This is a genomic window from Glycomyces paridis, from assembly GCF_004912155.1.
In the GTDB taxonomy this organism is placed as follows: domain Bacteria; phylum Actinomycetota; class Actinomycetes; order Mycobacteriales; family Micromonosporaceae; genus Glycomyces; species Glycomyces paridis.
On sequence record NZ_STGX01000011.1, the window covers coordinates 23,000 to 46,643 of the forward strand.

Sequence of the window (23,644 nt, forward strand, 5' to 3'; positions counted from 1 at the left end):
CGGATGGGGCCTCGGCGCGGGGCCGGGGCCGGTTGCTGCGGGCCGGTGCGGTGTTCGCCGCGGCCGGCCGTTCTGGATCGCTACTGGAGGAAGTAGATCATCGCGAACAGCGCGATCCAGACGACGTCGACGAAGTGCCAGTAGTAGGACACCACGATGGACGCGGTGGCCTGGGCGGGGCTGAAGCGCCCCATCGTCGAGCGGATGAGGAAGAAGACGAACGCCGCGAGACCGCCGGTCACGTGCAGGCCGTGGAAGCCGGTGGTCAGGTAGAACATGGTCCAGTAGCCGTCCGAGGCGATGGTGTGCCCTTCGGAGACCAGGTTCCGGTACTCGTTGACCTGGCCGAGGACGAAGACGAGCCCCAGCACGAAGGTGACGGCGAACCAGGCGCGGAGCCGGTGCACGTCGCCCTTCTCGGCGGCGAAGACGCCGAGCTGGCAGGTGAACGAGGAGGCCACCAGGATCACGGTGAAGGTCAGCGCGTAGGGCACTTCGAGGTGCGGGGTGGCGTGCTCCCACAGCTCGGGCGCGGACGCGCGGATCGAGAAGTACATCGCGAACAGTCCGGCAAAGAACATGAGTTCGCTGCTCAACCACACGATGGTGCCGACACTGACGACGTTGGGCCGCGTCAGTGAGTGGATTCGGCTGGGGTCGATAGTTGCTTCGGCGGCAGTCACGGGCACATTATTACGGTCCGGCGGGCCCAAGCTGCGCATGGGGTGTGTTTTTCGCGCGTGTCGCGCGGCGGTAGGCTCTCCCCCTTCCCTCATCGTGTTCGCAGGTCATCCGTGGTTCGCCTACTTTGGGCACTCGGAAACGCGGAAGCGGCCGCGCCGGTCTTCACATTTCGGTGTGGCCGGTTTAATATGCGAGGCGTGACTACCTCAACGACCGAGTACGCCGTCCTGCTCTACAGCCATCGACCCGCGGTCATCGAACAGATGCGCTCGGCGATCGGCGACGAGCCGGTGGAGGGCGTCAAGATCGAGTACGCCGTCGCCGGCGAGTACCTGGAGGCGGTCGGCCTCATCGACAAGTTCGAGATCGACCTCGTGATCCTGGACGGCGAGTCCCAGCCGGCCGGCGGGCTCGGCATCGCCCGGCAGCTGCGCGACGAGTTCGACGAGCCGCCGACCCTCGCGGTGGTCGTGGCGCGCGCCGCGGACCGCTGGCTGGCGGCATGGTCGCGGGCCGATGCGGTGCTCATGCACCCGCTCAACCCCGTGACGACCGGCCAGACGGTTGTAGACTTGCTGGTCAACCGCGCAGAAAGCGCGGCACCGGCGCAGCGCGCCGCCTGATTCCTCCCTCGACTGGAGTCCTTATGTCTAGTGCGACCTGGCCTGATGTCCTCTCGCGGCTTTCGAGCGGCGACCATCTCGACGAGGCCAGCGCGGACTGGGCGATGTCGGAGATCATCGCGGGCAACGCCGACCCGGCGCAGTTGGCGGCGTTCGCGGTGCTGCTGCGCTCGAAGGGCGAGACGCCCGAGGAGATCGGCGCGATCGCGGGCCGGATGCTGGCCGAGACCACGCGGCTCGACCTGACCGACCTCGGTGTCGCGGTCGACATCGTGGGGACGGGCGGCGACGGCTCGAACTCGGTGAACATCTCGACGATGGCGGCGATCGTGGTCGCGGCGTCGGGCGTGCCGGTCATCAAGCACGGCAACCGTTCCGCTTCGTCGCAGGTCGGCTCGGCGGACCTGCTGGAGGCGCTGGGGGTGGACCTGGAGGCGTCGGCCGAGCGGGTCGAGGCCTCGGTGCGCGAGGTCGGGATCGGGTTCTGCTTCGCGCGCACGTTCCACCCGGGGATGCGCCACGCGGGCCCGGTGCGGGCGGCGCTGGGCATTCCGACGGTGTTCAACCTGCTGGGGCCGCTGACGAACCCGGGTCAGCCGGCGGCGGGCCTGATCGGTTGCGCGGACCCGGTGAAGGCGCCTTTGATGGCGCAGGTCTTCGCCGCGCGCGGCGCCTCGGTGTTCGTGGTCCGCGGCGACGACGGCCTGGACGAGATCTCGACGGCCGACACCACCTCCGAGTGGATCGCCTCGGGCGGGCGGGTCTCGCAGGGTTCCATCGACGTCAAGGAGTTCGGTCTGCGCAACGCCGGTCCCGAAGCGCTCAAGGGCGGCGACATCGACTTCAACACCGCCGCGGCCCGCAAGGTCTTCGCCGGCGACGCCGGCCCGGTCCGCGACGCCGTCCTCATCAACGCCGCCGCCGCCCTCGCCTCTCGCCAGGGCCTCATCGACGGTGCCGACCTCCACGACGTGAAGGTCCGCCGCGGCCTCCTCGCCTCCAACCTCGACCTGGCCGCCAAGGCCGTCGACTCCGGCGCCGCGGCCGCTCTCGTCGACCGCTGGGCCGAGTTCAGCAAGGCGTAGTCGAACCGAAGGGCGGGAAGCGCATTACGCTTCCCGCCCTTCGCATGTCCGACATAAGCGATATGTCCGCCCGGGGGACCCCTAGATTCAAAAATATGCCGCGCCTACGACATTCCGGGGCCTTTCGCGTTCCCGCTCGCGGGGGTGATCCGTTCGCGTCCGCGGTGCCGCGACCGGCGCGCCGCTCCCGCGCTAGGTGTACTTCTTGAGCTCTTCCTCGGAGGCGAGGGTGGTCGGCTTCGATTGGGGGAGTTCGGTGCGGATGAGGACGCAGCCGCATTCTTCGCAGCGGAGGACCTCGTCGATGGGGGCGGACTTGATGGGGATCATGTCGGCCGGGGACTTCTCGATGCGGCAGGAGCCGCAGCGGCGGCCGACGAGTTCGGCGGCGGCTACGGGCTGCTTGGCGTGGATGCGCTCGTAGAGCTCAACGAGGCGGTCGGGGATGTTGATGGCGAGGGCTTCGCGGGTGGAGCGGGCGTCGGCGGTCTCGGCGTCGATCCCGCCGATCTGGCCGGCGCGGTCGGCCTCGGCGTCGGCGAGGACGGCGCGGGCCTCCTCGACCTGGCGGCGGGTCTCGGCGAGTTCGGACTCGACGCCCTCGCGGCGCTCCATGAGCTCGATCTCGTCGTCCTCAAGGGTGCCCTGGCGGCGCGCGAGGGACTCCAGTTCGCTCTGGAGCCCTTCGAGTTCCTTCGCGGTGGCGGCGCCGGAGGCCATGCGGGCGCGGTCGGACTCGGCGCGCTTGGTGACCAGCTCGACCTCGCGTTCGACGCGCTCGATGTCGCGGTCGAGGTCGGCGAGGTCGCCGGAGAGGTTCGCGGCCTTGTCGGCCAGGACCCGCAGGCGCTGGCCGGCGGCGGCGAAGGTCGGGTCGGCGTCGAGCTTGCGGCGACGCTGCCCCAGCTGGCTGAGCTGGGTGTCGACCGCCTGGAGTTCGAGCAGTCGGCGCTGATCGAAAAGGTCGGCTTTCAACTCAGTGCACCCCGGGTTTCTGGTGGATGGTCCATGGATCGGTGTCGATGTCGGAGACGCGCACGTCCTCGACGAGGAGCGACAGACGCTCTGCAACAGTATCGAGCCACGGTCGTTCGGTCGCCCAGTGGGCGGCGTCGATGAGTGCCGGGCCGCTCCGGGCCAGGTGCTCGCTGGCGGGATGGTGTCGCAGATCGGCGGTGAGGTAGGCGTTCGCGCCGGCCTCGACCGCGTCGGCGAGGTAGGCGTCTCCGGCGCCGCCGCACACCGCGACGGTGCTTATGCGCCGGTCCGGGTCGCCGGCGGCGCGCACGCCCCAGACGGTGCGCGGGAGGCGGTCGGCGGCGAGCGCGACGAGTTCGGCGAGGGTGAGCGTCTCGGGGAGGCGGCCGATGCGGCCGACGCCGCGGCCGGTCCCGTGGTGCTCGGCGCCGTCGAGGGGGCGCAGGGGCCGGAGGTCGAGGAGGCCGAGCCGGTCGGCGAGCGCGTCGGAGACGCCGGGGTCGGCGACGTCGGCGTTGGTGTGGGCGACGTAGAGGCCCATGCCGGACTCGATGAGGGTGTGGACGAGGTCGCCCTTGTAGTCGGCGGCGGGGTCGAGGCTGGAGACGCCGCGGAGCAGGAGCGGGTGGTGGGCGACGATGAGGTCGCAGTCGGCCTCGATCGCCTCGATGACGGTCTCGGGGACGACGTCGACGACGCAGAGGACCCTGCGGACGGAGTTGCCGCCGCGACCGCAGACGAGGCCGACGCGGTCCCAGGCCTCGGCCCAGCGGCGCGGGTACAGGTCGTCGAGTGCCGCGGTGATCTCGCTGAGCGTGCGCATCCCCCGAGTGTATTGACGCGCGGGTCCGAACGGGACTCGGAGTCGCCGCGAATCCGCGTGCCCGGAGCGCGAGCAGCTTGGCTCCGGGCACGCGTGCACCTGTGGACGGTGCGGCGGTGGCGATCGGGCGGGCGAGGCGTCCCGGGCGGCGCGTCCTAGTTGAGCGCGCCGACCTCTTCGGCCAGGCGGCGCATGTCCTGCGCCGGTTCGCCCTTGGTGCGGTGGAGGATCTGGTCGATGAGTTCGATCGCGAGCGGTCGGCAGCGGATCTCGGAGGGCGCGTTGCGGTCCGCGGTCACGAGGTGTCGCCCCGCCATCGCGATGTCGCCGACCTGCACGCACGCCCGCGACATGTCGAGGTGGTGGTGCGCGCGGCGTTCGGCCACGAGGTCGGCCAGCGCGGCGGGCGGGATGCGGTCGTGGACGGCGAGGGCGTCGGCGCCCTCGCCGAGTTCGACGAACGCGGCGGCCCGGTGGAGCATGACGTTGGTGGGCCCGAACGAGGTGTAGTAGTAGTTGGCGTCCCTGCCAAGGATGTTGGCGGCGCGCGAGGCGCTGTCGAGCAGGTCGGCGCTGGTGGTGGCGTCGCCGGCGAGGGCGGCGGCCATGGCGCCCTGGAGCAGGAGCGTGCCGTAGACGCTGATCTCGGCGGGGCTGGAGGCCTCGCCGCCGGTCTCGGAGATGAGGCCGTGGGCGACTTGGACGTTGAGGTCGAGGGCGGCCTGGTAGCGGCCGAGTGCTCTGAGCGCGTTGGCGACCCGGGTGGTGGCGATGCCGGCCAGGAGCGGGTCGTTGCCGCGGTTGGCGGCGGAGATGGCGCGGTCGGCGGCGAGCCAGGCGAGTTGGGCCTCGCCGAGTTTGCGCAGGACCGTGGAGGCGATCTGGTAGACCTGGGTCATGAGTTCGGCGGCGTCGGCGCTGGTGCCGCCGACGGGCCGGTCCTCGGCGACGGGGGTGTCGCGCAGGAGTTGGATGAGCGATCGGGCGACGACCGGGTAGTGGCCCTTCTCGAAGGCGAGCCAGCAGTAGTTGACGGCGCCGCGCAGTTCGGGGATGGGCGTGGAGTCGATCGGTGCGGCTTCGAGGAAGCGGCCGAGTCGTTCGTAGCGTTCGAGGGACTGGCGGATGGATTCGACCTCGACCTGGTCGAGGCAGCCGCCGAGCCCCGGCCGGCGTTTGGGTTCGCGGCCGAGGAGTTGGCCGGCGTCGACGCTGAGCGCTTCCGCCAGTTCGGTGATGACCGAGTACTTGTCGAGGCGGCGCACGCCGCGTTCGATCTTGTCGACCCAGCTCTTGGACTTGCCGATGCGGTCGGCGAAGACCTGCTGGGACATGCCGCGGCGCTGGCGCCAGTAGGCGACGCGCCGACCCATCGGTTGCGTTTCGGACTCCATTGCAGACCCCACCGTCTAATAGGAGTTACACGTGGACTTCGGGAACCGTTCCCTTGGTGCCGGTGTCGTATGCGGTTGTGGCGGCCTCGTCATCAGGCGCCTGTTGGTGCGGGCCGCCCTGTTGGGGGGCCGTCGCCGCCTCGCTGTCGCCGCGCGGCCCTTCGGGGTGCGCTGCGGTCGGTGCGTCGGCGGTGCGCGGTCGTTTCGACCGGCGCGGTTTCCGGTGCCGCCGGGGCGGTCTCGCCGGTTTCGGCGTTCCGACACTATGTGTCTACCTTCTTTTCCGTTCCGGCACAACGTCCGTCATCTGCCAATGTCACGCTGTGACGGGTATTGGTCACAGTCTTCTCCTTTCGTCACGCGTTGCTGTCCGATATATGTGCTTATGCCGGGTTTCGATCGCCCGAAGGCGGGAAATCTGCACATGCAACGTGTCGATTCAAGGGGCTGACTCGTTGTGTCGGATATGAGACACCATCGAGTCCTCGCCCGCCGCGAACATCGGCGCGCGTTCCGCAGGGCCTTCACCACCGCCGCCCTCGCGACCGCCTCGGCCGCCGTTCTGGGCTACGCCATCGCCTTCTCGCCGCTCGCCGGCTGGGCCGCGCTGGGCATCGGCGGCGCGGTTGCGGCGAGCCTGTGGCTGGAGGCCCACGCGGGCCGCAACGCCACTCCCCCGCCCGCCGCGCGCTTCTACGCGTTCGGTCCGCGCGGCGAGGACTGACGGGACTCCGGGACCCGGGCAGCGCCCCCTGCTGACCTCGCAGCGGTGCCTCCCGCGCTGCGGGCGCTGCCCGTCCCGAAGACCTCCCCCCGGACGGCCGTCCGGGGCGCCGGTTGACCGCGGTGCGCCGTCGAGTGGTCCCATCCGGGACGGCGCACCGCTCAACGGGCCGGAACGGTGCCTCGATGCCGGTGCGCTTTCCACCCGCGGCGCCTCTACCCCACTGAGAGGCGCGCCTACGGCGAACGGCCGCCCGGAGCGTTCCGGGCGGCCGTTCGCGTCGTTCGGTGCGCGGTCAGTCGATCCTGATTACGAGGCACTTGCCGCCCTGGTAGACGCCGCCGTCCACGTTCAGGGCGAGGCCCTCGCAGTAGCGGCGGGCCTCGGTGACCTCGCCGGGGGTCAGCTCGGTCGTGTCGGGGATGGTCGAGTGGCCGTGGACGATCTCCTCGCCGCCGAAGGAGCGCAGCATCGACCGCACCCGCGCCGGGCCCTCGGCGCCCATGAACTCGTGGCGGCGCGTCAGCTCCCGGAACAGCTGCCACCACTCCTCGGGCTCGTCGGAGGACATGATCGCGCGGATCGCGGCGTTCACCGACTCCTCGGTGCGCCCGTACCCGAGATAGGACTCGGTGTCGGCGTGCACCAGCAGCGAGCGGCCCTCGACGTGGACCGCGCGGCGCGACTCCAGCCAGCTCACCTCGTCCTCGGTGAGGTCGCCCAGCTCGTCCTCGAAGCCGCCGTTGAGGACCCACCAGTGGAGGAACTGCCGGTCCTGCCCGTCCACGTCGGTGAACGCGACGTCGCCGAAGCGGCGGGAACCGAGCACGAGCACCTCGTGGTTGCCGATGAGCGTGTCCACCAGGCCGCCCTCCGCGGCCGCCGGCCCGGCGAGCGCGCGCAGCAGCCGCACGACCGCCACGCCCTCCTCGCCGCGGTCGAACAGGTCCCCCAGAATCCACAGGCGAGCGTCGCCGCCGGTCCAGCGGGACTCCTCGTCGACCAGTCCGCGCTCGCGCAGCGCCGCCACGAGCGCATCGTAGTGGCCGTGGACGTCGCTGGCCACGTACAGCGGACTCGTATCAGGCATGGCCCCGATATTAATCCGGCGCGCGACCGTTCGGTGAAGTTGTCGGCCGCAATCCCAATGAGCTTGCCGTCCGGCTAGCGGCCGGAATAGGATTCGGCCACCGCCCGACCGCGCGCGCCGACCGGCGCGCCCACGGCCAGGGCCGCCACCACCGCAGCGAGGAGCCTCCGTGACCGAGAACCCGTTCATGTCCAAGTCCGATCTGCCGTACTTCCTCCCCCGGTTCGCCGACATCGAGACCGCGCACTACCTGCCGGCCTTCGAGGCGGGCATGGCCGAGCAGCTCGACGCCGTCGCCGCCATCGTCGCCGACCCCGCCGAACCGACCTTCGCGAACACCGTCGTGGCCCTGGAGCGCTCCGGCCTCGGCATCCTCCAGCGCGTCAGCCTCGTCTTCTTCAACAAGATCTCCTCGGACACCGACGACGAGCTCAACGCCGTCGAGACCGCCGTCAGCCCCAAGCTCGCCGCGCACTCCGACGCCATCCTCATGAACGCCGAGCTGTTCGCGCGCATCGACGCGATCTGGAACCGCCGCGACGAGCTCGACCTCGACGAGCAGGACGCGCGCCTCCTCGAGCGCTACCACACCGAGTTCGTCCGCGGCGGGGCCGCGCTCGGCGCCGAGGACAAGGCGCGCCTGGCCGCCATCAACACCGAGCAGGCCGAACTCGCCTCCAAGTTCAACCAGCAGATCCTCGCCGACATCAACGACGCGGCCGTCCACGTCACCGACGAGTCCCTCCTCGCCGGACTCGGCGAGGACCAGATCGGCGCCGCCGCCGCGGCCGCGAAGGACCGCGGCCTCGAGGGCTGGCTCATCACCCAGTCGAACTTCTCGCTCCACCCCCTCCTGGAGGACCTGGAGGACCGGGAGCTGCGCGAGCGGATCTACAAGGCCACCGTCGGACGCGGCCGCGCCAACGCCCCGACCCTGCTGCGGATGGTCGCGCTCCGCGCAGAGAAGGCCCGCCTGCTCGGCTTCGAGCACTTCGCGGCCTACGTCGCCGCCGACGGCACGGCCGGGAACGCCGGGATCATCGCCGAGCGCCTCGCCGGGCTCGCCGAGGCCTCCGTGCGCAACGCCAGGCGCGAGGCCGCCGACCTCCAGCAGGTCATCGACGGCGAGGGCGGGGACTTCCCGCTCGCCGCCTGGGACTGGTCGTTCTACTCCAAGCGGGTCCGCCAGGCCGAGTACGGCTTCGACGCCGAAGCGCTCAAGCCCTACCTCGAACTCGACCGCGTCCTCGTCGACGGCGTCTTCTACGCCGCCGAGAAGGAGTTCGGCCTCACCTTCGAACTACGCGAAGACCTCACGGCCTACCACCCAGAGGCGCGCGTGTGGGAGGTCAAGGACGGCGGCGAGCCGCTCGGCCTGTTCGTGGGCGACTTCTTCACCCGCGACTCCAAGAAGGGCGGCGCGTGGATGAGCGCGTTCGTCGGGCAGTCCGACCTCACCGGTGATAAATCGGTCGTCATCAACAACCTCAACATCGTCAAGCCCTCCGCGGGCCAGCCCGCGCTCATCACCGTCGACAACGTGACCACGCTCTTCCACGAGTTCGGGCACGCCCTCCACGGTCTCCTCTCGGCCTGCCGATACCCCAAGACCTCCATGACCTCGACCCCCCGCGACTTCGTCGAGTACCCCTCGCAGGTCAACGAGATGTGGGAGGACTGGCCCGAGGTCGTGGCGAACTACGCCCGCCACCACGAGACCGGCGAGCCCGCCCCCGCCGAGCTCATCGAGCAGTGGAAGGCCGCCGGCAAGTTCGGCGAGGGCTTCGCCTCCACCGAGTACCTCGCCGCCGCCATCCTCGACCAGGCCTGGCACCGCCTCGCCCCCGAGGACGTCCCCGCCGAAGGCGACGACCCGTACGCCGCCGTCGAGGCCTTCGAGCGCAAAGCCCTCGAAGACGCCGGGATCTACCTGCCCGAGATCGCCCCGCGCTACCGCTCGGGCTACTTCGCGCACATCTCCATCGGCTACGCCGCCGGGTACTACTCCTACATCTGGTCGGAGATCCTCGACGCCGACACCGTCGAGTGGTTCAAGGAGAACGGCGGCCTCACCCGCGCCAACGGCGACCACTTCCGCGCGACCCTGCTCTCCAAGGGCGGCTCCATCGACCCCATGGAGTCCTTCCGCCGCTTCCGCGGACGCGACGCCGAGATCGACCCGCTCCTGGAGCGGCGCGGCCTGAAGTAGCCGCACGAGCGAGGGCCCGCAGCGTTCGCTGCGGGCCCTCTGCATCTCAGAGCGCCAAGGCCTTCTCGTACGGCGAAGCCACCGGGAAGTACGCCTCCAGGAAGCGCCGCATCATCGCCGATCGCTCCTCGGCCAGTTCGTCGGGCAACCCGGCGTCGTTGATGCAGAACGTCTCCCGGTCGCGCAGCTCCAGCAGCAGCTCCAGGCGCTCCGCGGCGTCCGGCATCCCCAGCTCCACGTAGGCGTCCCGCGCGTGCCCGGCGACCGCCCGGCCCGAGAACGACGCGTAGTAGTGCAGCAGCGTCACCGTCGAGACGTCCGAGACGTCCCGAAAGGCGCTGCGCGCCGTCCGCGCCATGTCCGCGTCGAACTCCTTCGCGACCTCCGCGAGCACGCTGCGCTGCAACGGGTACGGCACGTGCTTGAGCATCCGCGAGATCGTCCGCCCGAACGCCCGCTCCAGCAGCGCCCGGTCGTTCTTGAACGCCGCGTTCGGCGGCGAGTCGGCCCGGCTCACCGGGTCCATCCCGATGAACGTCTGCGCCGGGAAGAACCGCGAGAGCCCGTTCGGCTCGAAGAACAGCTGCGGCCCGACCGGGCGGCCGACGAACATGTCGTCGTTGAAGTACAGGAAGTGCTCCGAGAGCCCCTCGATGCGGTGCAGCTGCGTCTCGATCGCGTGGGAGTTGAACGTCGGCAGGCAGTCCGGGTCGTCGAACAGGTCCCGGTGGTCGACCACCGTGATCCCCGGCGCGTCCGCGTCCAGCCAGTGCGGGCGCTGCATGTCGGTCACCAGGTACACGTGGCGCACCCACGGCGCGTTCAGGTGCAGCGACCGCAGCGAGAACCGCAGCTCCTCGCGGTCGAGGTAGCGCGCCGCGCTGGCCGACTCGGGGTGGTAGGGCCGCTGCTCGGCCTCGGCGCGGCGCCGCAGCCACGCGTGGTCGGCGCCGTCGACCCACGTGTAGACCACGTCGATCGGGAACGCGACCTCGTCGGGGCCGGGCCGGGAGAACTCCGCGCGCGTCTGCACCTCGGGCAGCGCCGCGCGCGGGCCCGCGGCCAGCGGCGTGAAGCGGCGCCCGGGAGCCGACACCCGGGCGCCGTCGGCGCGGACGACCGGACTCACCCGGTTGTGCCTGGGCGCCAGCAGGTGCCCGTCGCCGGTGTCCGACCAGAACTCGACGTCGCAGCCGTAGTCCTCCCCGAAGACCAGGGTCCGCCCGGTGTCCGTCCACAGCCACGAGGCGCGCACCAGCGGCACGTCGCCCATGTCGGCGCGCCGCGCCCACTCCGGGCGCTCCAGGCCCAGCTCCGACTCCCGGAACGCCGGCTCGGGCACCGAGAGGCGCCCGCCGGTCGAGTCGCACAGCATCGCCAGCGCGGTGCACACCCGCTGCCGGTCGGCCGCGGCGGCGGCGAGGACGGGCCGGGTGAGGCTGAAGCCGGGCACGGCGAAGTAGTCGATGCCGGCCGCGGTGAGGATGGCGGTGACGATCTCCAGGTTGCGCCGCCACACTTCGAGGGGCGTGGGCGCGGTGAGGGCGTAGGCGGGGCGGATGTCGCCGTCGTGGAGGACGTGGTCGCTGGCGAGGTCGGTGAAGTAGCCGTACGGTTCGGTGACCTCGGTGCGGGTGGCGCCGTACGGGTCGGGATCGAAAGGACGGGTGGCGAAGGGGCTGGTGTCGACCAGGTCGACCGCCTCGTCGAGCGGGGGGACGAACGCGGTCGAACGGGTTGCGATTCGACGGTCATCGGCTGCGAACAATCGACACCTCCTGGCACTCACGGCTTTGGGCCGGTCCGGGTTCACCGGGGACTGCTACTGCGAACGTGTATTGAGCCGTTCGGCGGTGCCGCCCCGGGTTGGCCGGGGATCGTCACCGGCGCTTGGAGGTCGGGTCCGCGATGACCACGCCTGAACGCCGCGTGGCCGGGCTCTGACACATGTCTCAACAGTAGGCCACATGCGCGTGACGAAACAGTGTCGGATTCGCGTCTCAAGGGTCAACTCGTTCGGGCGCCGCCGTCGGCGGCGCCCGAACGTTTTTCGGTTTGCCTAGGCGCCCAAGGGGATTCGGGCGACGTGCTCCCACGTGTAGGTGGAGGCGTTTTTCCTCCGATTGGATGACTCGGACGAGATCCACACCGGTGACGGTGATTTCGGTCCTACCGGGGCGAACGTCGCGGAGCTTGTTCTGGATGGCCCCGCGGCGGGGGTCGGCGCCGACGTCGTCGGCGCGGTAGGAGAGCGAGACGTGGCCCGGTCCGCCGCAGGGGCGGCCGACGCGGCCGGGGACGACCTCGTCGACGGCGGCGACGCATTCGCCGACGAGGCGGTCGAAGCCGTTGCCGGGGAAGGTGTCGAGCATGATCGCGCCGGTGGCGGCGAGGGCGGGCCCGATGGTGAGCGGGAAGGCGGGGATCGCGGCGGCGCGGGCGCGGAGCCGGTCGATGAGCGCCCGGCGGGTCGCCTCGTCGATCGAGGCGGCGTCGCACTCGACGGAGGCGACGGTGGCGTGGAGCCATTCGTGCGGGACGGGCCGGTCGCCGGCGGCGAGGTCGATGACCTCCCGGTAGGACTCGGCCACGGCCTTGACCTGGTCGAGATCGGTCAGGTAGACGTGGAATTTGGTCCAGCCCTCGGGCCAGCGCTGCCCGGACGCGGGTGCGTCGGGCTTGCGCGCAGTCGTGTTCACCGCAGATGCCTTCGATGAGTGTCCAGAAGCGGCGCACCCGGATCGGGGGCGCTCGTCTCGGTCCTCCGCGGCCGTGCCCGGTGGGACCGAGATCGGAGTCTACACATCGCCGTCGGGGCTCGGCCTCGGCCGATCGGCGCGGCGCGGCCGCGCGATCTTGAGCGCGGCGCCGATGACGGCGAGGGCGATGGAGGCGGGGCCGAGGCGGTCGGCGAGGAGGTCGGTGAAGATCGAGAGCATCGCGAAGAGGAAGGCGATGCAGAGGACGAGATCGGCGAGGGAGCCTGGCTCGTCGATCGAGGGGTGTCGCTTCGTGTTCATCTCATGACGGTATAGCGGCCCTGCTCGTGTCGGGTGCCTCGGCGCGGGGGGCGGGGACGGGCGGGTCGAGGCGGATGACGCGGTCCACGATGCCCTCGGGGAGCGGGCGGTGGGTGACGACGACGGCGGTCTTGCCTTCGAGGGCGGCCATGGCGGTGCGCAGGACGCGTTCGGCGGTGGGTGCGTCGAGGTGGGCGTCGGGTTCGTCGAGGATGAGCACTTCGCGGTCGGCGAGGAGGCAGCGGGCGAGGGCGATGCGGCCGCGTTCGCCGCCGGAGACGGCGCGGCCGTGTTCGCCCAGGGGGGTCCGGAGTCCGTCGAGGGCGTCGCCGCCTGCGGCGCGGCCGAGGTCGTCGAGCCAGTCGCGCAGTCCGGCCCAGCGCAGGGCGCGGGCGAGTTCCTCGTCGGGGGCGCCGGGGCGGGCGAGGCGGAGGTTCTCGGCGAGGGTGGTGTCGAAGACGTGGGCGTCCTGTGAGCAGAGGCCGACGATGGCGCGGATGTCGTCGCCGTCGTACTCGGCGAGCTCGACGCCGCCGAAGCGGAGGCTGCCCTCGTAGGGCAGGAAGCCCATGAGGGCGGCGGCGAGGGTGGACTTGCCGGAGCCGGAGGGGCCGGTGACGGCGACGTGCTCGCCGGGCTGAATGGTCAGGTCGAAGCCGGAGAGGGCGGGGGCGTCGGCGCCGGGCCAGGTGACGCTGAGCCGCTTGATCTCGATGTAGGGCGGGCCGCCGAGCGGGTTCGGCTCGAAGTCCATGGGTTCGGCCGGGTCGGGCCGGGGTTCGGGCGCGCGGGTGACGTCGAGGAGGCGGCGGCCGCAGGCTTTGGCAGCGGCCGTCTGCTGAGCGGCGGCGGGCAGGGCGAGGACGGGTTCGAAGGCGGCGAGCGGCACGAGGGCGATGACGGCGAGGAGGACGCCGTCGAGGGTGCCGGCGTGCACGGCGGGGATGCCGGTCCACAGTGCGCCGCACACAGCGGCGGCCAGGGCGGCGAGGCCCGCGGCCTGACCGAGCCCGGCGGTCCAGGCGATGCGGGCGTCGGCGCGGCGCAGGCGCTCGTCGCTGTTGAGGACGTGTTCGAGGGCGGTCGCGTCGGTCCCGGCGGCCACCAGTTCCTCGCGGCCGTGGAGGCAGGAGCGGACGCCTTCGGTGAGGTCGCCGCGGGCCTCCGCGGTGGCGCGCGCGGCGGCACGGGAGGACCAGGCCGCGAGCGCGGGCCCGGCGAGGGCCGCGGCGAGGAGCGTCGCGGCGAGAATCAACCCGGCGGCGGGCAGGAGTGCGGTCTGGAGGGCGACCGCGCACACGGCGACGACGATCGCGCTCGTCAGCGGCAGCGCGCCGCGCAGCCAGCGGTCGCCGACGCCGTCGACGTCGTCGACGAGCCGCGCCTGGAGGTCGCCCGAGCGCCACACGGGGAGCCCGGCGGGGGCGAGGCGGACGAGCTTGCGCCACACGGCGGTGCGGAGCCGTTCGAGGCCGCGGAAGGCGGCGTCGTGCGAGACGAGGCGCTCGGCGTAGCGGAGCACGCCGCGGCCGATCCCGAAGAGCCGCACCGAGGTGATGGCGACCATGAGGTACAGGATCGGCGGCTGCTCCCAAGCCCTGGAGACGAGATAGGCCGCGACGGCCAGAAGCGCGAGTGCACTGAGCTGCGCGAGCGCACCGAGCACGGCACCGAGCCCGAGCCGCAGCGCGATCGGGTTGCGCCACGCACCCCTGCGGCGCGGTGCGGTCTGATGGACGGTCCCTTCCGGGACGGTCTCCTGAAGGACGGTCTCGTGCGGTGCCTCGTTCAACAGTCCACCTCTCGGTCGGCGATGGCCCGCACCGCGGGGCGGTGGGAGGCGATGAGGACGGTGCGTCCGTCACGGTAGGGCGCGAGCGCGTCGAGGACGGCGCGTTCGGTGTCGGTGTCGAGGTGGGCGGTCGGCTCGTCGAGGAGGAGGACGGGCGGGTCGAGGAGGTCGGCGCGCAGGAGGAGGCGGGCGAGGCCGACGCGGGCGGCCTCGCCGGCGGAGAGGCCGGCGCCGTTCGCGGCGACGCGGCGGTTCGCGGCCGGGGCGTGGGCGGCGGCGATCGCGCGGGCGACGGCCGGGTCCGAGGCGGGCCCGGGGACGGCGAGGCTCACGTTCTCGGCGACGGTGCCGTCGACGAGGACGGGGCGCTGCGGGAGCCACGCGATGGAGCGGCGCACCGTGGCGAGGTCGAGATCGGACAGGTCGGTGTCGTCGAAGGCGATCGATCCGGATGCGGGCGTGCGGAAGCCGACGAGGGCGGCCATGAGCGTGGACTTGCCCGCGCCGGAGGGGGCGGTGAGCACGGTGGTGCGCCCGGCCGGGATCGTCAGGCTCCGTTCGGGCAGCGGGCCGCGGCCCGGATAGGCGAAGACGGTGCGGCGGAACATGATCGTGGGCGCGCGGTCGAGCGTGGTGCGCATGGCGGGGACGCTGGTGAGGGCGGTGGCGGCCGAGCCCTGCTGGGCGGGCGCGCCCGTGGCGACGGGTTCCGGCTCGGGTTCCCCGCGGCGTTCGGCCGGTTCGGCGAGGATCGCGAAGACGCGTTCGGCGGCGGCGAGGCCTTCGGCGCTGGCGTGGTAGTGCGCGCCGACGTTGCGCAGCGGCAGGTAGGCCTCGGGGGCGAGGATGAGGACCAGGAGCGCGGTCTGGAGTCCCGCGGCGCCCGCGAGGCCGCCGTCCACGAGCTGGACGCCGACGGTGACGGCGACGACGGCCACCGACAGGCTCGCGGCGAGTTCGAGGACGAGCGCGGAGCAGAACGCGACGCGCAGCAGGGACATCGAGCGGCGCCGGTAGTCGCCGGTGGTGGCGCCGATGGCGCCGGACTGCTTGGCGGCGCGGCCGAAGGCCTTGAGGGTCGGCAGGCCCGCCACGAGGTCGGCGAAGTGGTGGGCGAGGTGCGCGGTGGCGTCCCACTGGCGTTCGGCGCGGGCGCGCGTGTACAGGCCGATGAGGACGCCGAACAACGGGATGAGCGGCAGCGTCACGAGGACGATGAGCGCGGCGGGCGGGTAGGCGGCGAGCATGACGGCGACGACGGCGACCGGCACCAGGGCCGCGAGGACGAGCTGTGGCAGGTAGCGCGCGAAGTAGTCGTCGAGCGCGTCGAGGCCGCGCACCAGGAGCGCGGCGGTCGCGCCGCTGCTGCGCCCGTCCGAGGGCGTGCGCATGAGGTGTTCGAGTGCCTGGCGGCGCAGGCCGGCCTTGATCCCGGCGGCGGCGCGGTGCGCGGCGGCCTCCTGCACCGAGGCCAGGAGCGCCCGCGCGCCGAGCACGGCCGCGAGCGCGACGAGGCGCGGCGTGAGGGCGGCGAGGTCCTCGCCGCCGGCGAACGCGCCCGCGATGAGGCCCGCGATGAGCCAGGCGCCCGCGATGACGCACGCGGCCTGGGCGAGCCCGAGCGCGGCGCACACCCCGATGTAGGGCGCGGCCCCGCGGGCGCGGTGTAGGAGGCGGCGGTCGAAGGCGCCGCCGGTCGGTCTCGTTGCGAGCGTGGTCATCAGGCCGGAATCCGTTCGACGGCGACTCTCTTGCGGAACACCCAGTACGTCCAGCCCTGGTAGAGCAGGACGACGGGCAGGAATATGAGGGCGGCCCAGGTCATGATGCCCAAGGTCTTGTCGGTGGCCGCCGCGTTCTCGCGGGTGAGGCTGTTGGCGGGGTCGCCGGTGGAGGGGAGCACGTCGGGCCACAGCGCGCAGAACAGCGCCGCCGAGGCCAGGCCGATGGTCAGCGCCGTGGCGGCGAACGCCCAGCCGCCGCGGCCGGTGTAGTCGAGCGCGAGGCCCGCCAGGAGCGCGAGCACCGCGAGGACGACGAGCGCGAGCGTGAGGCCGTTCCCGTGGGCGAGCTGGGTCCACAGCAGGAACGCCAGGGCCGGGACGGCCGCGGCGGTCCCGATCTTCAGGCCGAGTGCGCGGGCGCGCTCGGCGAGGTCCCCGGTGGTCTTCAGGTGCAGGAAGTAGGCGCCGTGCGCGGTGAACAGGGCCAGGGTGGTGAGGCCGCCCAGGAGCGCGTACGGGTTGAGCAGGCTCCAGAACGAACCGGTGTGGTCGAAGTTCGCGTCGAGGGGGACGCCGCGCACGATGTTCGCGACGACGACGCCCCACAGGAACGCGGGGACGATCGATCCGGCGACGATGCATCGGTCCCAGCGGCGCCGCCAGCGCTCCCCGTCGCCCTTGCCGCGGTACTCGAAGGCGACGCCGCGGACGATGAGTCCGATGAGGATGAGGAAGAGCAGCAGGTAGAAGCCGGAGAACAGGCTCGCGTACCAGTGGGGGAAGGCGGCGAACATGGCGCCGCCGGCGGTGATGACCCAGACTTCGTTGCCGTCCCAGACGGGTCCGATGGTGTTGATGAGGGCACGGCGCTCGCGGTCGTCGCGGCCGAGGACCGGCAGCAGGACGCCGACGCCGAAGTCGAAGCCCTCCAGGATGAAGTACCCGGTGAACAGGACGGCGATCGCGATGAACCAGAAGGTCGTCAATTCCATGTCGGTCCCCGGTCAGTAGGCGAATGCCATCGGGCGGTCGGCGTCGTCGCCGTCGGGCGGGCCGGAGCCGGCGAGGGCGTCCTCCTCGCTCGGCGGTCCGGCCTTGGCGTACTTGAGGAAGAGCTTGAGGGCGAGGACGGCGAGGACGAGGTAGACGAGGGTGAAGCCGATGAGCGATATCGCGACGGTGGGCGCGCCGACGCGCGGCGAGACGCCGGAGCTGGTCTCCAGGAGGCTGAAGACGACCCACGGCTGGCGTCCCATCTCGGTGAAGATCCATCCGGCGCTGTTGGCGAGGAACGGGGTGAGGGCCATCCACATGGCGACGGGCCAGAACAGGCGGTGGCGGGGCATGCGGCCGCGGCGGGTGGACCACCAGACGATGACGGCCATGGCGATCGCGAGCATCCCGAAGCCGATCATGAGCCGGAAGGACCAGTAGGTGAGCGGGATGTAGGGGACGTAGTCGCCGGGGCCGAAGAGCGAGTTGTACTGGGCGTTGAGGTCGTTGATGCCTTCGACCTCGCCTTGGAAGGAGCCGGTGGCCATGAAGGAGAGGAGGCCGGGGATCTCCAGGATCGGCGTGCCGGTGCTCCCGTCGAGCGGGCCGATGGTGAGGACGGAGAACGGCGCGTTCGAGGTGGTCTGGAACAGCGCTTCGGCGGCGGCCATCTTCATCGGCTGGGTCGCGGTCATGACCTTGCCGAGGGAGTCGCCCGAGAGGATGAGGCCGAGGCCGCCGACGAGGGTCGTCAGGATGCCCAGGCGCATGGCGGGGCGGTGCACGTCGAGGTCGCGGCGGTGTTGGAAGTGGTAGCCGGAGACGGCGACGACCACGACGCCGGCGGTGAGCCAGGAGGCGAAGACCGTGTGGGGGAAGGCGGCGAGGGCGACGGGGTTGGTGAGGACGGCGCCGAAGTCGGTGAGTTCGGCGCGTCCGGCGGTCTCGTTGATCTGGTAGCCGACGGGGTTCTGCATGAAGGCGTTGGCGGCGAGGATGAAGTAGGCGCTGGCGAAGGAGCCGAGGGCCACGAGCCAGATGCAGGCGAGGTGGAGGCCGGGCTTGAGGCGGTCCCAGCCGAAGATCCAGATGCCGATGAACGTCGATTCGAGGAAGAACGCGACGAGGGCTTCGAAGGCGAGCGGGGCGCCGAAGATGTCGCCGACGAAGCGCGAGTACGCCGACCAGTTCATGCCGAACTGGAACTCCTGGACGATGCCGGTGACCACGCCCATGGCGATGTTGATGAGGAAGAGCTTGCCCCAGAACTTGGTCGCGCGCAGGTAGGCGGTCTTGCCGGTGGTGCGCCAGAGGGTCTGGAGGATGGCGACCAGGAGCGAGAGTCCGATGGTGACGGGCACGAACAGGAAGTGGTAGACGGTGGTCACGCCGAATTGGAGCCGGGCCAAGTCCAGAACGTCCATATCGCCCCGTTCGCCGTTGTGTGCCTGCGTCCGATTATCGTGGCAGCCGGGCCGCCCGCCGGGGGACGAAACGCTCAACCGGACAGTTTTTCGCAGTTGTGGGGCGCGGTGTCCACCAGGCGGTCGGCGGGCCCCGGCCGGGCGCGGCGCGAGGCACAATCGATGGGGCGTTCGACGGCAAGGTTTCACGACGGCGGAGGGAGACGGCATGCGGACGGTCGCGGTGCTGGGCACGGGGAAGATGGGGCAGGCGATCGTGTCGGGCCTGCTGCGGGCGGGCTGGTCGCCGGAGTCGGTGATCGCGACGGCGCGCAGCGCCGAGCGGGCCGCGGAGCTTCGCGAGGCCTACGGGATCGGGGTCGAGTCGAATCCGGACGCGGTGCGCCGCGCGGACGTCGTGGTCGTCGCCGTCAAGCCGCAGGACGCAGGGTCGCTCCTAGAGGAGCTCACGGGCGCCTTCGACGGGACCGCGCCGGTGGTGAGCATCTGCGCGGGGCTGCCCGTGGCGTTCTTCGAGAAGCGTCTGCCGGACGGGACGCCGGTGGTGCGCGCGATGCCGAACACGCCGGCGCTGGTGGACGAGGCGATGACGGTGCTCTCGCCGGGCACGCACGCCGACGCGGCGTGCCTGGAGGCGGCCCTGGAGCTGTTCAAGCCGCTCGGGCGGACCCTCGTGGTCGACGAGAAGCACCAGGACGCGGTCACCGCGATCTCCGGTTCGGGCCCGGCGTACTTCTACTACCTGGCGGAGGCGATGACCGAAGCGGGCGTCCTCATGGGACTGCCGCGGGCGGTGTCCTCCGAGCTGGTGGCGCAGACGGCGCTGGGGGCGGCGCGGATGCTCCGCGAGAGCGGCAGCTCCCCCGTCGAGCTGCGCGAGGCCGTGGAGTCCCCCGCGGGCACGACGATCAGCGCGGTGCGTCAGCTGGAGAACCACCGGGCCCGCTCGGCGGTGACCGACGCGATCGAGGCCGCCCGGGACCGGGCCCGCGAGATCGCCGACGAGTACGCGTGAGGCGTTGAGCGGCGCCTGAGGCGCAGAAACGCAGAGTCACCGAAGGCAGAGCCCGGACGCGGTGCGTCCGGGCTTCTTCGGCACTTGAGGTAGATCACTGATCTGAAAAGAGAGCGGTGCTCTTGACAGTGACGGGGCGGCGTGCGATCGTTGACCGCAACAGAGAGCACTGCTCTCGTTTTAGAGAGGGACACCCCATGACCGACCACGTGATCCTCGGCAAAGGCCAGATCGGCACCACCGTCGCGGCGATCCTCGCCGAGCGCGGCGCGCGCGTCCGCGTCCTCAGCCGCTCCGGCGGGAAGGACGCGCCCGGCGTCGAGCACGTCGCCGTCGACGCCCGCGACGCCGCCGCCCTCACCGCCGCCAGCGCCGGGGCCGACGTGATCTACAACTGCGCCAACCCCGCCGGGTACCACCAGTGGGCCGAGGAGTGGCCGCCGATGTTCGCCGCGATCCTCGCCGCCGCGAAGGCCCACGGCGCCTCCCTGGTCAACACCGGGAACCTGTACGTCTACGGGCCCGTCGCGGGGCCGATGACCGAGTCGACCCCGCTGCGCTCCCCCGGAGCCAAGGGCCGCATCCGCATCCGGATGTGGGAGGACGCGATGGCGGCGCACGAGGCGGGCGACCTGCGGTTCACCGAGGCGCGCGGCTCGGACTACTTCGGGCCCGGCGCGCTCGCCGACGCGATGCTCGGCGAGCGGATGGTGCGCCCGGCGATGGAGGGGCGGACGGTGGACGTCTTCGGCGATCCCGATGCGCCGCACACCTTCACGTACATCCCCGACATGGCCCGGGCGCTGGTGCGCCTGGCCGGGGACGACCGCGCGTGGGGGCGGCCGTGGCACGTCCCCTCGGCGCCGCCGGTCTCGATGCGCGAGGCGGTGGCGGCGCTGGGGCGCCTGGCGGGCGCCGAGCCGAAGGTGCGGCGGCTGCCGTGGTGGGTGCTCATCCAGGTCGTGGGCGCGTTCAAGCCCGCGATGCGGGGCATGGCCGAGACGCGGCACCAGTGGGACGGGCCGTACGTCATGGACTCCTCGGCGTTCACCGAGGCGTTCGGGGACGAGGCGACGGGCCTGGACGAGGCGCTGGAGGCGACGATCGCGTGGTGGCGCCGGCGCCTGGCCGCGGCGTGAGATCGGCGACGAGCACGCGTGAGCGTCCACCCGCGCGGACGCGAACGCTGCTCTAATGGCTGGTATGAGCGAGATACGACAGGCGGCCTTCGGCGAACTCGACGGCGCGGCGGTGTTCGGACTGGCCCGGTTGCGGCAGTCGGTGTTCGTGGTGGAGCAGGAGTGCGCCTACCCCGACCTGGACGGCCACGACACCGATCCCGAGACCAGGCACTTCTGGATCGAGGGCGGCGAGGGCGCGGTGGCGTGCCTGCGGCTGCTGCGCGACAGCGCGGTCGGGGGCTGGCGGATCGGGCGGGTCTGCTGCGCGCCGTCCGAGCGCGGCACGGGCCTGAGCGGGCGGCTCATGGCGGCGGCGCTGGCGGCCGTGGGGCCGGGGGCCGAGGTCGTGCTCGACTCGCAGACGTACGCGGCGGGGTTCTACCGCAAGCACGGCTTCGAGATCGACGGTGAGGAGTTCGTGGAGGACGGCATCGCGCACGTCCCGATGCGCCGAGCCGGGAGGTGACCGGGAGCGGGGCCGAGGCCCCGCTCCCGGACGGTGTCTTAAGGCAGCGGTTCGAGTCGGGTCGGGTCCACGACGCCCCAGTAGGCGGCCTTGGCCTGGAGGCGGTCGTCGAAGAGCAGCGGTGCCTCGTGGGGGCGCGAGACCGGCCAGGTCCGCAGCCACGAGACGGCGTCGTAGAGGCCCCACATGGTCACCGACTCCAGGTCGCAGGCGCGGTCGCGCAGGACCTCGAAGAGCTCCTTGTAGTACCAGCCGAGGGCGATGAGGCGCTCGGGCGGCGTCGCGGGCAGGCTCTCCTCCATGTGGTCGGAGACGGAGACGTCGAGTTCGGTGACGGCCTGGAGCACCCTGAGGCGCTTGAACGCGTCGATGGTCTCGCCGAGGAGCTGCGGGTCGCGCTTGTAGTCGACGTGGGCCTGGTGGCCGACGCCGTCGATGGGCACCCGCTTGCGCTTGAGGTCCTGCACGAGGTTGTAGACGGCCTCGCGCTTGTCGGGGAACTCGGTGTTGTAGTCGTTGAGGAAGAGCTTGACCTTGCGCGGGAAGGCCTTGCGGGCGATCTTGAAGGCCTCGGCGATGTAGGAGCCGCCGCCGAAGACCTCGTACCAGCGCGAGCGGCGCAGGCCGTCGGTCTGCTCGGGGTCGACCACTTCGTTGACGACGTCCCAGGCCCACACGCGGTCGCCGTAGTGGACGGCGAGGGCTTCGGCGTGGGTCTTGAGTCGGGCGAGCAGGAGCGCCCGGTGCTCGGGCGTGCTCTGGAGCGGGTTCCCTTCGGCGTCGTTGAACCACCATGCGGGGGTCTGGTTGTGCCACAGGAGGGTGTGGCCCCAGACCTTCATCCCGTTGGCCTCGGCGAAGCCGACGATCTGGTCGGCCCTGGTGAAGTCGAAGACGCCCTCGGTGGGCTGGATCGCGTCGGGTTTCATCTGGTTGCCGGTGGTGACCTGCGCGAAGTGCCTGGCGAGGAGTTCGGCGGGTTTGCCGACGACTTCGAGGGGCTCGACGGCGCAGCCGATCGGGAAGTCGTCTGCGAGGACGTCCTTGAGCGGCGGGAGGTCCTGGATCTCGGGTTCGACGATCCTGGTGAGCGTGAAGGCGTCCAGGAGGATCGGGGTGAGGCTGGAGGCGGATTCGACGTAGAACTGGAGTCGGTCGGCGGGGGCGCTGATCGAGTAGGTGCCGGTGAACTCGGTCCAGGCCTCGGCGGTGACGGCGGTGTTCCATTTGACGGTGTCGTAGCTGGAGGTCCCGCCCGCGTCGCGCTGCACGGAGGTGCGCAGGTCGGCGGCCTCGGTGCCCGAGGGCAGGCGCAGGAGCACCCGCAGCTGGTAGCGGACGCCGACCTCGATGTGGGCGGTGATGTCGATAGCCGCCCCGTTCCAGGTGGCGGTGCGGCCTTCGACGAGGAGGTTGGCCTCGGCGTTGACCGAGACGGCGGCGGCGCCGCGTCCGGTCCAGCCTTCGGTGGTGCCCGAGGAGAAGTCGGTCGCCAGGAGCAGGTCGTCGGCGTGTGCCGGGCTCGCGGCGAGGGCGATGAGGCCCGCGGGGAGGACGGTCGCGCTCGCGGCGAGCGAGGCGGCCGAGAGGATCGCGCGGCGGCTGGGGCCGCCGCGGGGTTCGATGGGTTGCGTTGGGGGGGAGGCCATGTCGGCTCCTTCGCGTCGTGAGGGTACGGCGCGGTCGGCGGGGGTCGGGGGTGCCGGCCGCGACCATTCGAACCGAAAGTTTCGGAAACTTCCATTCAAAGTATTGATATGTTACGATCATCGCGTCGGCGCTGTCAAGGCGGCGACCTACCACTGTGGCGGAGATGTGAGGGGCTCTGCCGCAAGAAGAAAGGGGGCCGGCTGAAAAGCCGGCCCCCGCCTTCGTCTCTCAGGCTACTCGCCCTCGGGCTGCTCGATGAGGGTCTGGATGTAGAGCGCCTCGCCGATCTTGGCGATGAGGTCCAACTGCGTGTCCAGGTAGTCGATGTGGTGCTCCTCGTCCTTGAGGATGCCTTCGAAGAGGTCCCGCGAGACGTAGTCCTTGACCGACTCCATGTGCTCGATGCCCCGCTTGAGGCGGTCGATCGCCTCGACCTCGACCTCGCGGTCGCAGCGGAAGACCTCTTCGACCGAGGAGCCGATCCGCAGCGGGAAGAGCCGCTGGTAGTTCGGCATGCCGTCGAGGAACAGGATGCGGTCGGTGAGGATCTCGGCGTGGCGCATCTCGTCCATCGACTCGGACCTGGTGTACTTCGCCAGCTTCGTGTAGCCCCAGTTCTCCTGCATCTTCGCGTGCAGGAAGTACTGGTTGATCGCGGTGAGCTCCGCGGTCAGCTGCTCGTTGAGGAATTCGATGACCTTCTTGTCGCCCTGCATGGATTCCGTCCTTCCCGGTCCGTAGATCGCCGGTCCCGTGGCCGACGGTCCCA

The 23,644-nt window shown here is 71.4% G+C and carries 21 protein-coding genes; 7 read left to right on the forward strand and 14 right to left on the reverse strand.

Annotation, left to right across the window (positions count from 1 at the left end):
* Nucleotides 1-80: 80 nt before the first annotated feature.
* The gene (gene ctaE, locus E9998_RS15170; RefSeq protein WP_136530548.1) at nt 81-683 is read right to left on the reverse strand and encodes an aa3-type cytochrome oxidase subunit III; all 603 of its coding nucleotides are present in this window, start codon (nt 681-683) and stop codon (nt 81-83) included.
* Nucleotides 684-947: 264 nt separating this feature from the next.
* Between ctaE and E9998_RS15175 the strand changes: the two genes are divergently transcribed.
* The gene (locus E9998_RS15175) at nt 948-1,307 is read left to right on the forward strand and encodes a hypothetical protein (RefSeq protein WP_420842444.1); all 360 of its coding nucleotides are present in this window, start codon (nt 948-950) and stop codon (nt 1,305-1,307) included.
* A gap of 23 nt (nt 1,308-1,330) precedes the next feature.
* A complete protein-coding gene (gene trpD, locus E9998_RS15180) occupies nt 1,331-2,392 on the forward strand; it encodes an anthranilate phosphoribosyltransferase (protein WP_136530550.1) in 1,062 nt (353 codons plus the stop codon).
* Between the two features lie 192 nt (nt 2,393-2,584).
* Here the strand turns inward: trpD and E9998_RS15185 are convergent, their stop codons facing one another.
* The 3 genes from E9998_RS15185 to E9998_RS15195 form a co-directional block, all read right to left on the reverse strand.
* A complete protein-coding gene (locus E9998_RS15185) occupies nt 2,585-3,367 on the reverse strand; it encodes a zinc ribbon domain-containing protein (RefSeq protein WP_136530551.1) in 783 nt (260 codons plus the stop codon).
* A gap of 1 nt (nt 3,368) precedes the next feature.
* Nucleotides 3,369-4,193 (reverse strand): Nif3-like dinuclear metal center hexameric protein, encoded by an 825-nt coding sequence (locus E9998_RS15190; RefSeq protein WP_136530552.1) that lies wholly within the window; start codon nt 4,191-4,193, stop codon nt 3,369-3,371.
* A gap of 155 nt (nt 4,194-4,348) precedes the next feature.
* Entirely contained in the window at nt 4,349-5,587 is a 1,239-nt protein-coding gene (locus E9998_RS15195) for a helix-turn-helix domain-containing protein (protein WP_136530553.1), read from the reverse strand.
* Nucleotides 5,588-6,053: 466 nt separating this feature from the next.
* Here E9998_RS15195 and E9998_RS15200 point away from each other — a divergent pair, with 466 nt between their 5' ends.
* A complete protein-coding gene (locus E9998_RS15200) occupies nt 6,054-6,311 on the forward strand; it encodes a hypothetical protein (RefSeq protein WP_136530554.1) in 258 nt (85 codons plus the stop codon).
* A gap of 295 nt (nt 6,312-6,606) precedes the next feature.
* Here the strand turns inward: E9998_RS15200 and E9998_RS15205 are convergent, their stop codons facing one another.
* Nucleotides 6,607-7,401, reverse strand: coding sequence for a metallophosphoesterase (locus tag E9998_RS15205; protein ID WP_158299822.1), 795 nt, complete (start codon nt 7,399-7,401; stop codon nt 6,607-6,609).
* Nucleotides 7,402-7,588: 187 nt separating this feature from the next.
* Between E9998_RS15205 and E9998_RS15210 the strand changes: the two genes are divergently transcribed.
* Nucleotides 7,589-9,610, forward strand: coding sequence for a M3 family metallopeptidase (locus tag E9998_RS15210; protein ID WP_136530686.1), 2,022 nt, complete (start codon nt 7,589-7,591; stop codon nt 9,608-9,610).
* A gap of 46 nt (nt 9,611-9,656) precedes the next feature.
* On the opposite strand, the gene E9998_RS15215 is transcribed toward E9998_RS15210, so the two are convergent.
* From E9998_RS15215 to E9998_RS15245, 7 genes are all read right to left on the reverse strand, one after another.
* Nucleotides 9,657-11,378 carry a stealth family protein gene (locus E9998_RS15215; RefSeq protein ID WP_136530556.1) on the reverse strand — a complete coding sequence of 574 codons (1,722 nt, stop codon included), beginning with the start codon at nt 11,376-11,378 and terminating at the stop codon, nt 9,657-9,659.
* A 232-nt stretch (nt 11,379-11,610) separates the two neighbouring features.
* The gene (locus tag E9998_RS15220; protein ID WP_136530557.1) at nt 11,611-12,309 is read right to left on the reverse strand and encodes a 2'-5' RNA ligase family protein; all 699 of its coding nucleotides are present in this window, start codon (nt 12,307-12,309) and stop codon (nt 11,611-11,613) included.
* A gap of 99 nt (nt 12,310-12,408) precedes the next feature.
* Nucleotides 12,409-12,630 carry a hypothetical protein gene (locus E9998_RS15225; protein ID WP_136530558.1) on the reverse strand — a complete coding sequence of 74 codons (222 nt, stop codon included), beginning with the start codon at nt 12,628-12,630 and terminating at the stop codon, nt 12,409-12,411.
* Nucleotide 12,631: 1 nt separating this feature from the next.
* Nucleotides 12,632-14,422: a thiol reductant ABC exporter subunit CydC gene (cydC, locus tag E9998_RS15230; protein ID WP_158299823.1), complete on the reverse strand. Its 1,791-nt coding sequence runs from the start codon at nt 14,420-14,422 to the stop codon at nt 12,632-12,634.
* Entirely contained in the window at nt 14,419-16,143 is a 1,725-nt protein-coding gene (gene cydD, locus E9998_RS15235; protein WP_136530560.1) for a thiol reductant ABC exporter subunit CydD, read from the reverse strand. Before cydD ends, cydC begins: the two co-directional genes overlap by 4 nt.
* Nucleotides 16,143-17,138: a cytochrome d ubiquinol oxidase subunit II gene (gene cydB / locus E9998_RS15240; RefSeq protein WP_136530561.1), complete on the reverse strand. Its 996-nt coding sequence runs from the start codon at nt 17,136-17,138 to the stop codon at nt 16,143-16,145. Before cydB ends, cydD begins: the two co-directional genes overlap by 1 nt.
* Before the next feature lie 12 nt (nt 17,139-17,150).
* The gene (locus tag E9998_RS15245) at nt 17,151-18,563 is read right to left on the reverse strand and encodes a cytochrome ubiquinol oxidase subunit I (protein ID WP_136530562.1); all 1,413 of its coding nucleotides are present in this window, start codon (nt 18,561-18,563) and stop codon (nt 17,151-17,153) included.
* Nucleotides 18,564-18,771: 208 nt separating this feature from the next.
* Between E9998_RS15245 and proC the strand changes: the two genes are divergently transcribed.
* The 3 genes from proC (at nt 18,772) to E9998_RS15260 (ending at nt 21,225) form a co-directional block, all read left to right on the forward strand.
* Nucleotides 18,772-19,578 carry a pyrroline-5-carboxylate reductase gene (proC, locus tag E9998_RS15250; protein ID WP_136530563.1) on the forward strand — a complete coding sequence of 269 codons (807 nt, stop codon included), beginning with the start codon at nt 18,772-18,774 and terminating at the stop codon, nt 19,576-19,578.
* A gap of 197 nt (nt 19,579-19,775) precedes the next feature.
* Nucleotides 19,776-20,717 (forward strand): NAD-dependent epimerase/dehydratase family protein, encoded by a 942-nt coding sequence (locus E9998_RS15255; RefSeq protein ID WP_136530564.1) that lies wholly within the window; start codon nt 19,776-19,778, stop codon nt 20,715-20,717.
* 64 nt (nt 20,718-20,781) lie between these two features.
* Entirely contained in the window at nt 20,782-21,225 is a 444-nt protein-coding gene (locus tag E9998_RS15260; protein ID WP_204745461.1) for a GNAT family N-acetyltransferase, read from the forward strand.
* 38 nt (nt 21,226-21,263) lie between these two features.
* Here E9998_RS15260 and E9998_RS15265 read toward each other — a convergent pair whose 3' ends face one another.
* Nucleotides 21,264-22,874, reverse strand: coding sequence for an endo-1,4-beta-xylanase (locus E9998_RS15265; protein ID WP_136530566.1), 1,611 nt, complete (start codon nt 22,872-22,874; stop codon nt 21,264-21,266).
* A 234-nt stretch (nt 22,875-23,108) separates the two neighbouring features.
* Complete coding sequence (gene bfr, locus E9998_RS15270) at nt 23,109-23,591, reverse strand: bacterioferritin (RefSeq protein ID WP_136530567.1); 483 nt, start codon at nt 23,589-23,591, stop codon at nt 23,109-23,111.
* Nucleotides 23,592-23,644: the final 53 nt, after the last annotated feature.

Bases quoted from the DNA above. Each gene is read 5' to 3' on its own strand.
- E9998_RS15245 (WP_136530562.1), bottom strand. From the start codon at position 18,563: ATGGACGTTCTGGACTTGGCCCGGCTCCAATTCGGCGTGACCACCGTC.
- E9998_RS15190 (WP_136530552.1), bottom strand. From the start codon at position 4,193: ATGCGCACGCTCAGCGAGATCACCGCGGCACTCGACGACCTGTACCCG.
- E9998_RS15255 (WP_136530564.1), top strand. From the start codon at position 19,776: ATGACCGACCACGTGATCCTCGGCAAAGGCCAGATCGGCACCACCGTC.
- E9998_RS15225 (WP_136530558.1), bottom strand. From the start codon at position 12,630: ATGAACACGAAGCGACACCCCTCGATCGACGAGCCAGGCTCCCTCGCC.
- E9998_RS15260 (WP_204745461.1), top strand. From the start codon at position 20,782: ATGAGCGAGATACGACAGGCGGCCTTCGGCGAACTCGACGGCGCGGCG.
- trpD (WP_136530550.1), top strand. From the start codon at position 1,331: ATGTCTAGTGCGACCTGGCCTGATGTCCTCTCGCGGCTTTCGAGCGGC.
- E9998_RS15175 (WP_420842444.1), top strand. From the start codon at position 948: ATGCGCTCGGCGATCGGCGACGAGCCGGTGGAGGGCGTCAAGATCGAG.
- cydD (WP_136530560.1), bottom strand. From the start codon at position 16,143: ATGACCACGCTCGCAACGAGACCGACCGGCGGCGCCTTCGACCGCCGC.
- proC (WP_136530563.1), top strand. From the start codon at position 18,772: ATGCGGACGGTCGCGGTGCTGGGCACGGGGAAGATGGGGCAGGCGATC.
- E9998_RS15200 (WP_136530554.1), top strand. From the start codon at position 6,054: ATGAGACACCATCGAGTCCTCGCCCGCCGCGAACATCGGCGCGCGTTC.
- E9998_RS15265 (WP_136530566.1), bottom strand. From the start codon at position 22,874: ATGGCCTCCCCCCCAACGCAACCCATCGAACCCCGCGGCGGCCCCAGC.
- E9998_RS15210 (WP_136530686.1), top strand. From the start codon at position 7,589: ATGTCCAAGTCCGATCTGCCGTACTTCCTCCCCCGGTTCGCCGACATC.
- E9998_RS15205 (WP_158299822.1), bottom strand. From the start codon at position 7,401: ATGCCTGATACGAGTCCGCTGTACGTGGCCAGCGACGTCCACGGCCAC.
- E9998_RS15195 (WP_136530553.1), bottom strand. From the start codon at position 5,587: ATGGAGTCCGAAACGCAACCGATGGGTCGGCGCGTCGCCTACTGGCGC.
- bfr (WP_136530567.1), bottom strand. From the start codon at position 23,591: ATGCAGGGCGACAAGAAGGTCATCGAATTCCTCAACGAGCAGCTGACC.
- cydB (WP_136530561.1), bottom strand. From the start codon at position 17,138: ATGGAATTGACGACCTTCTGGTTCATCGCGATCGCCGTCCTGTTCACC.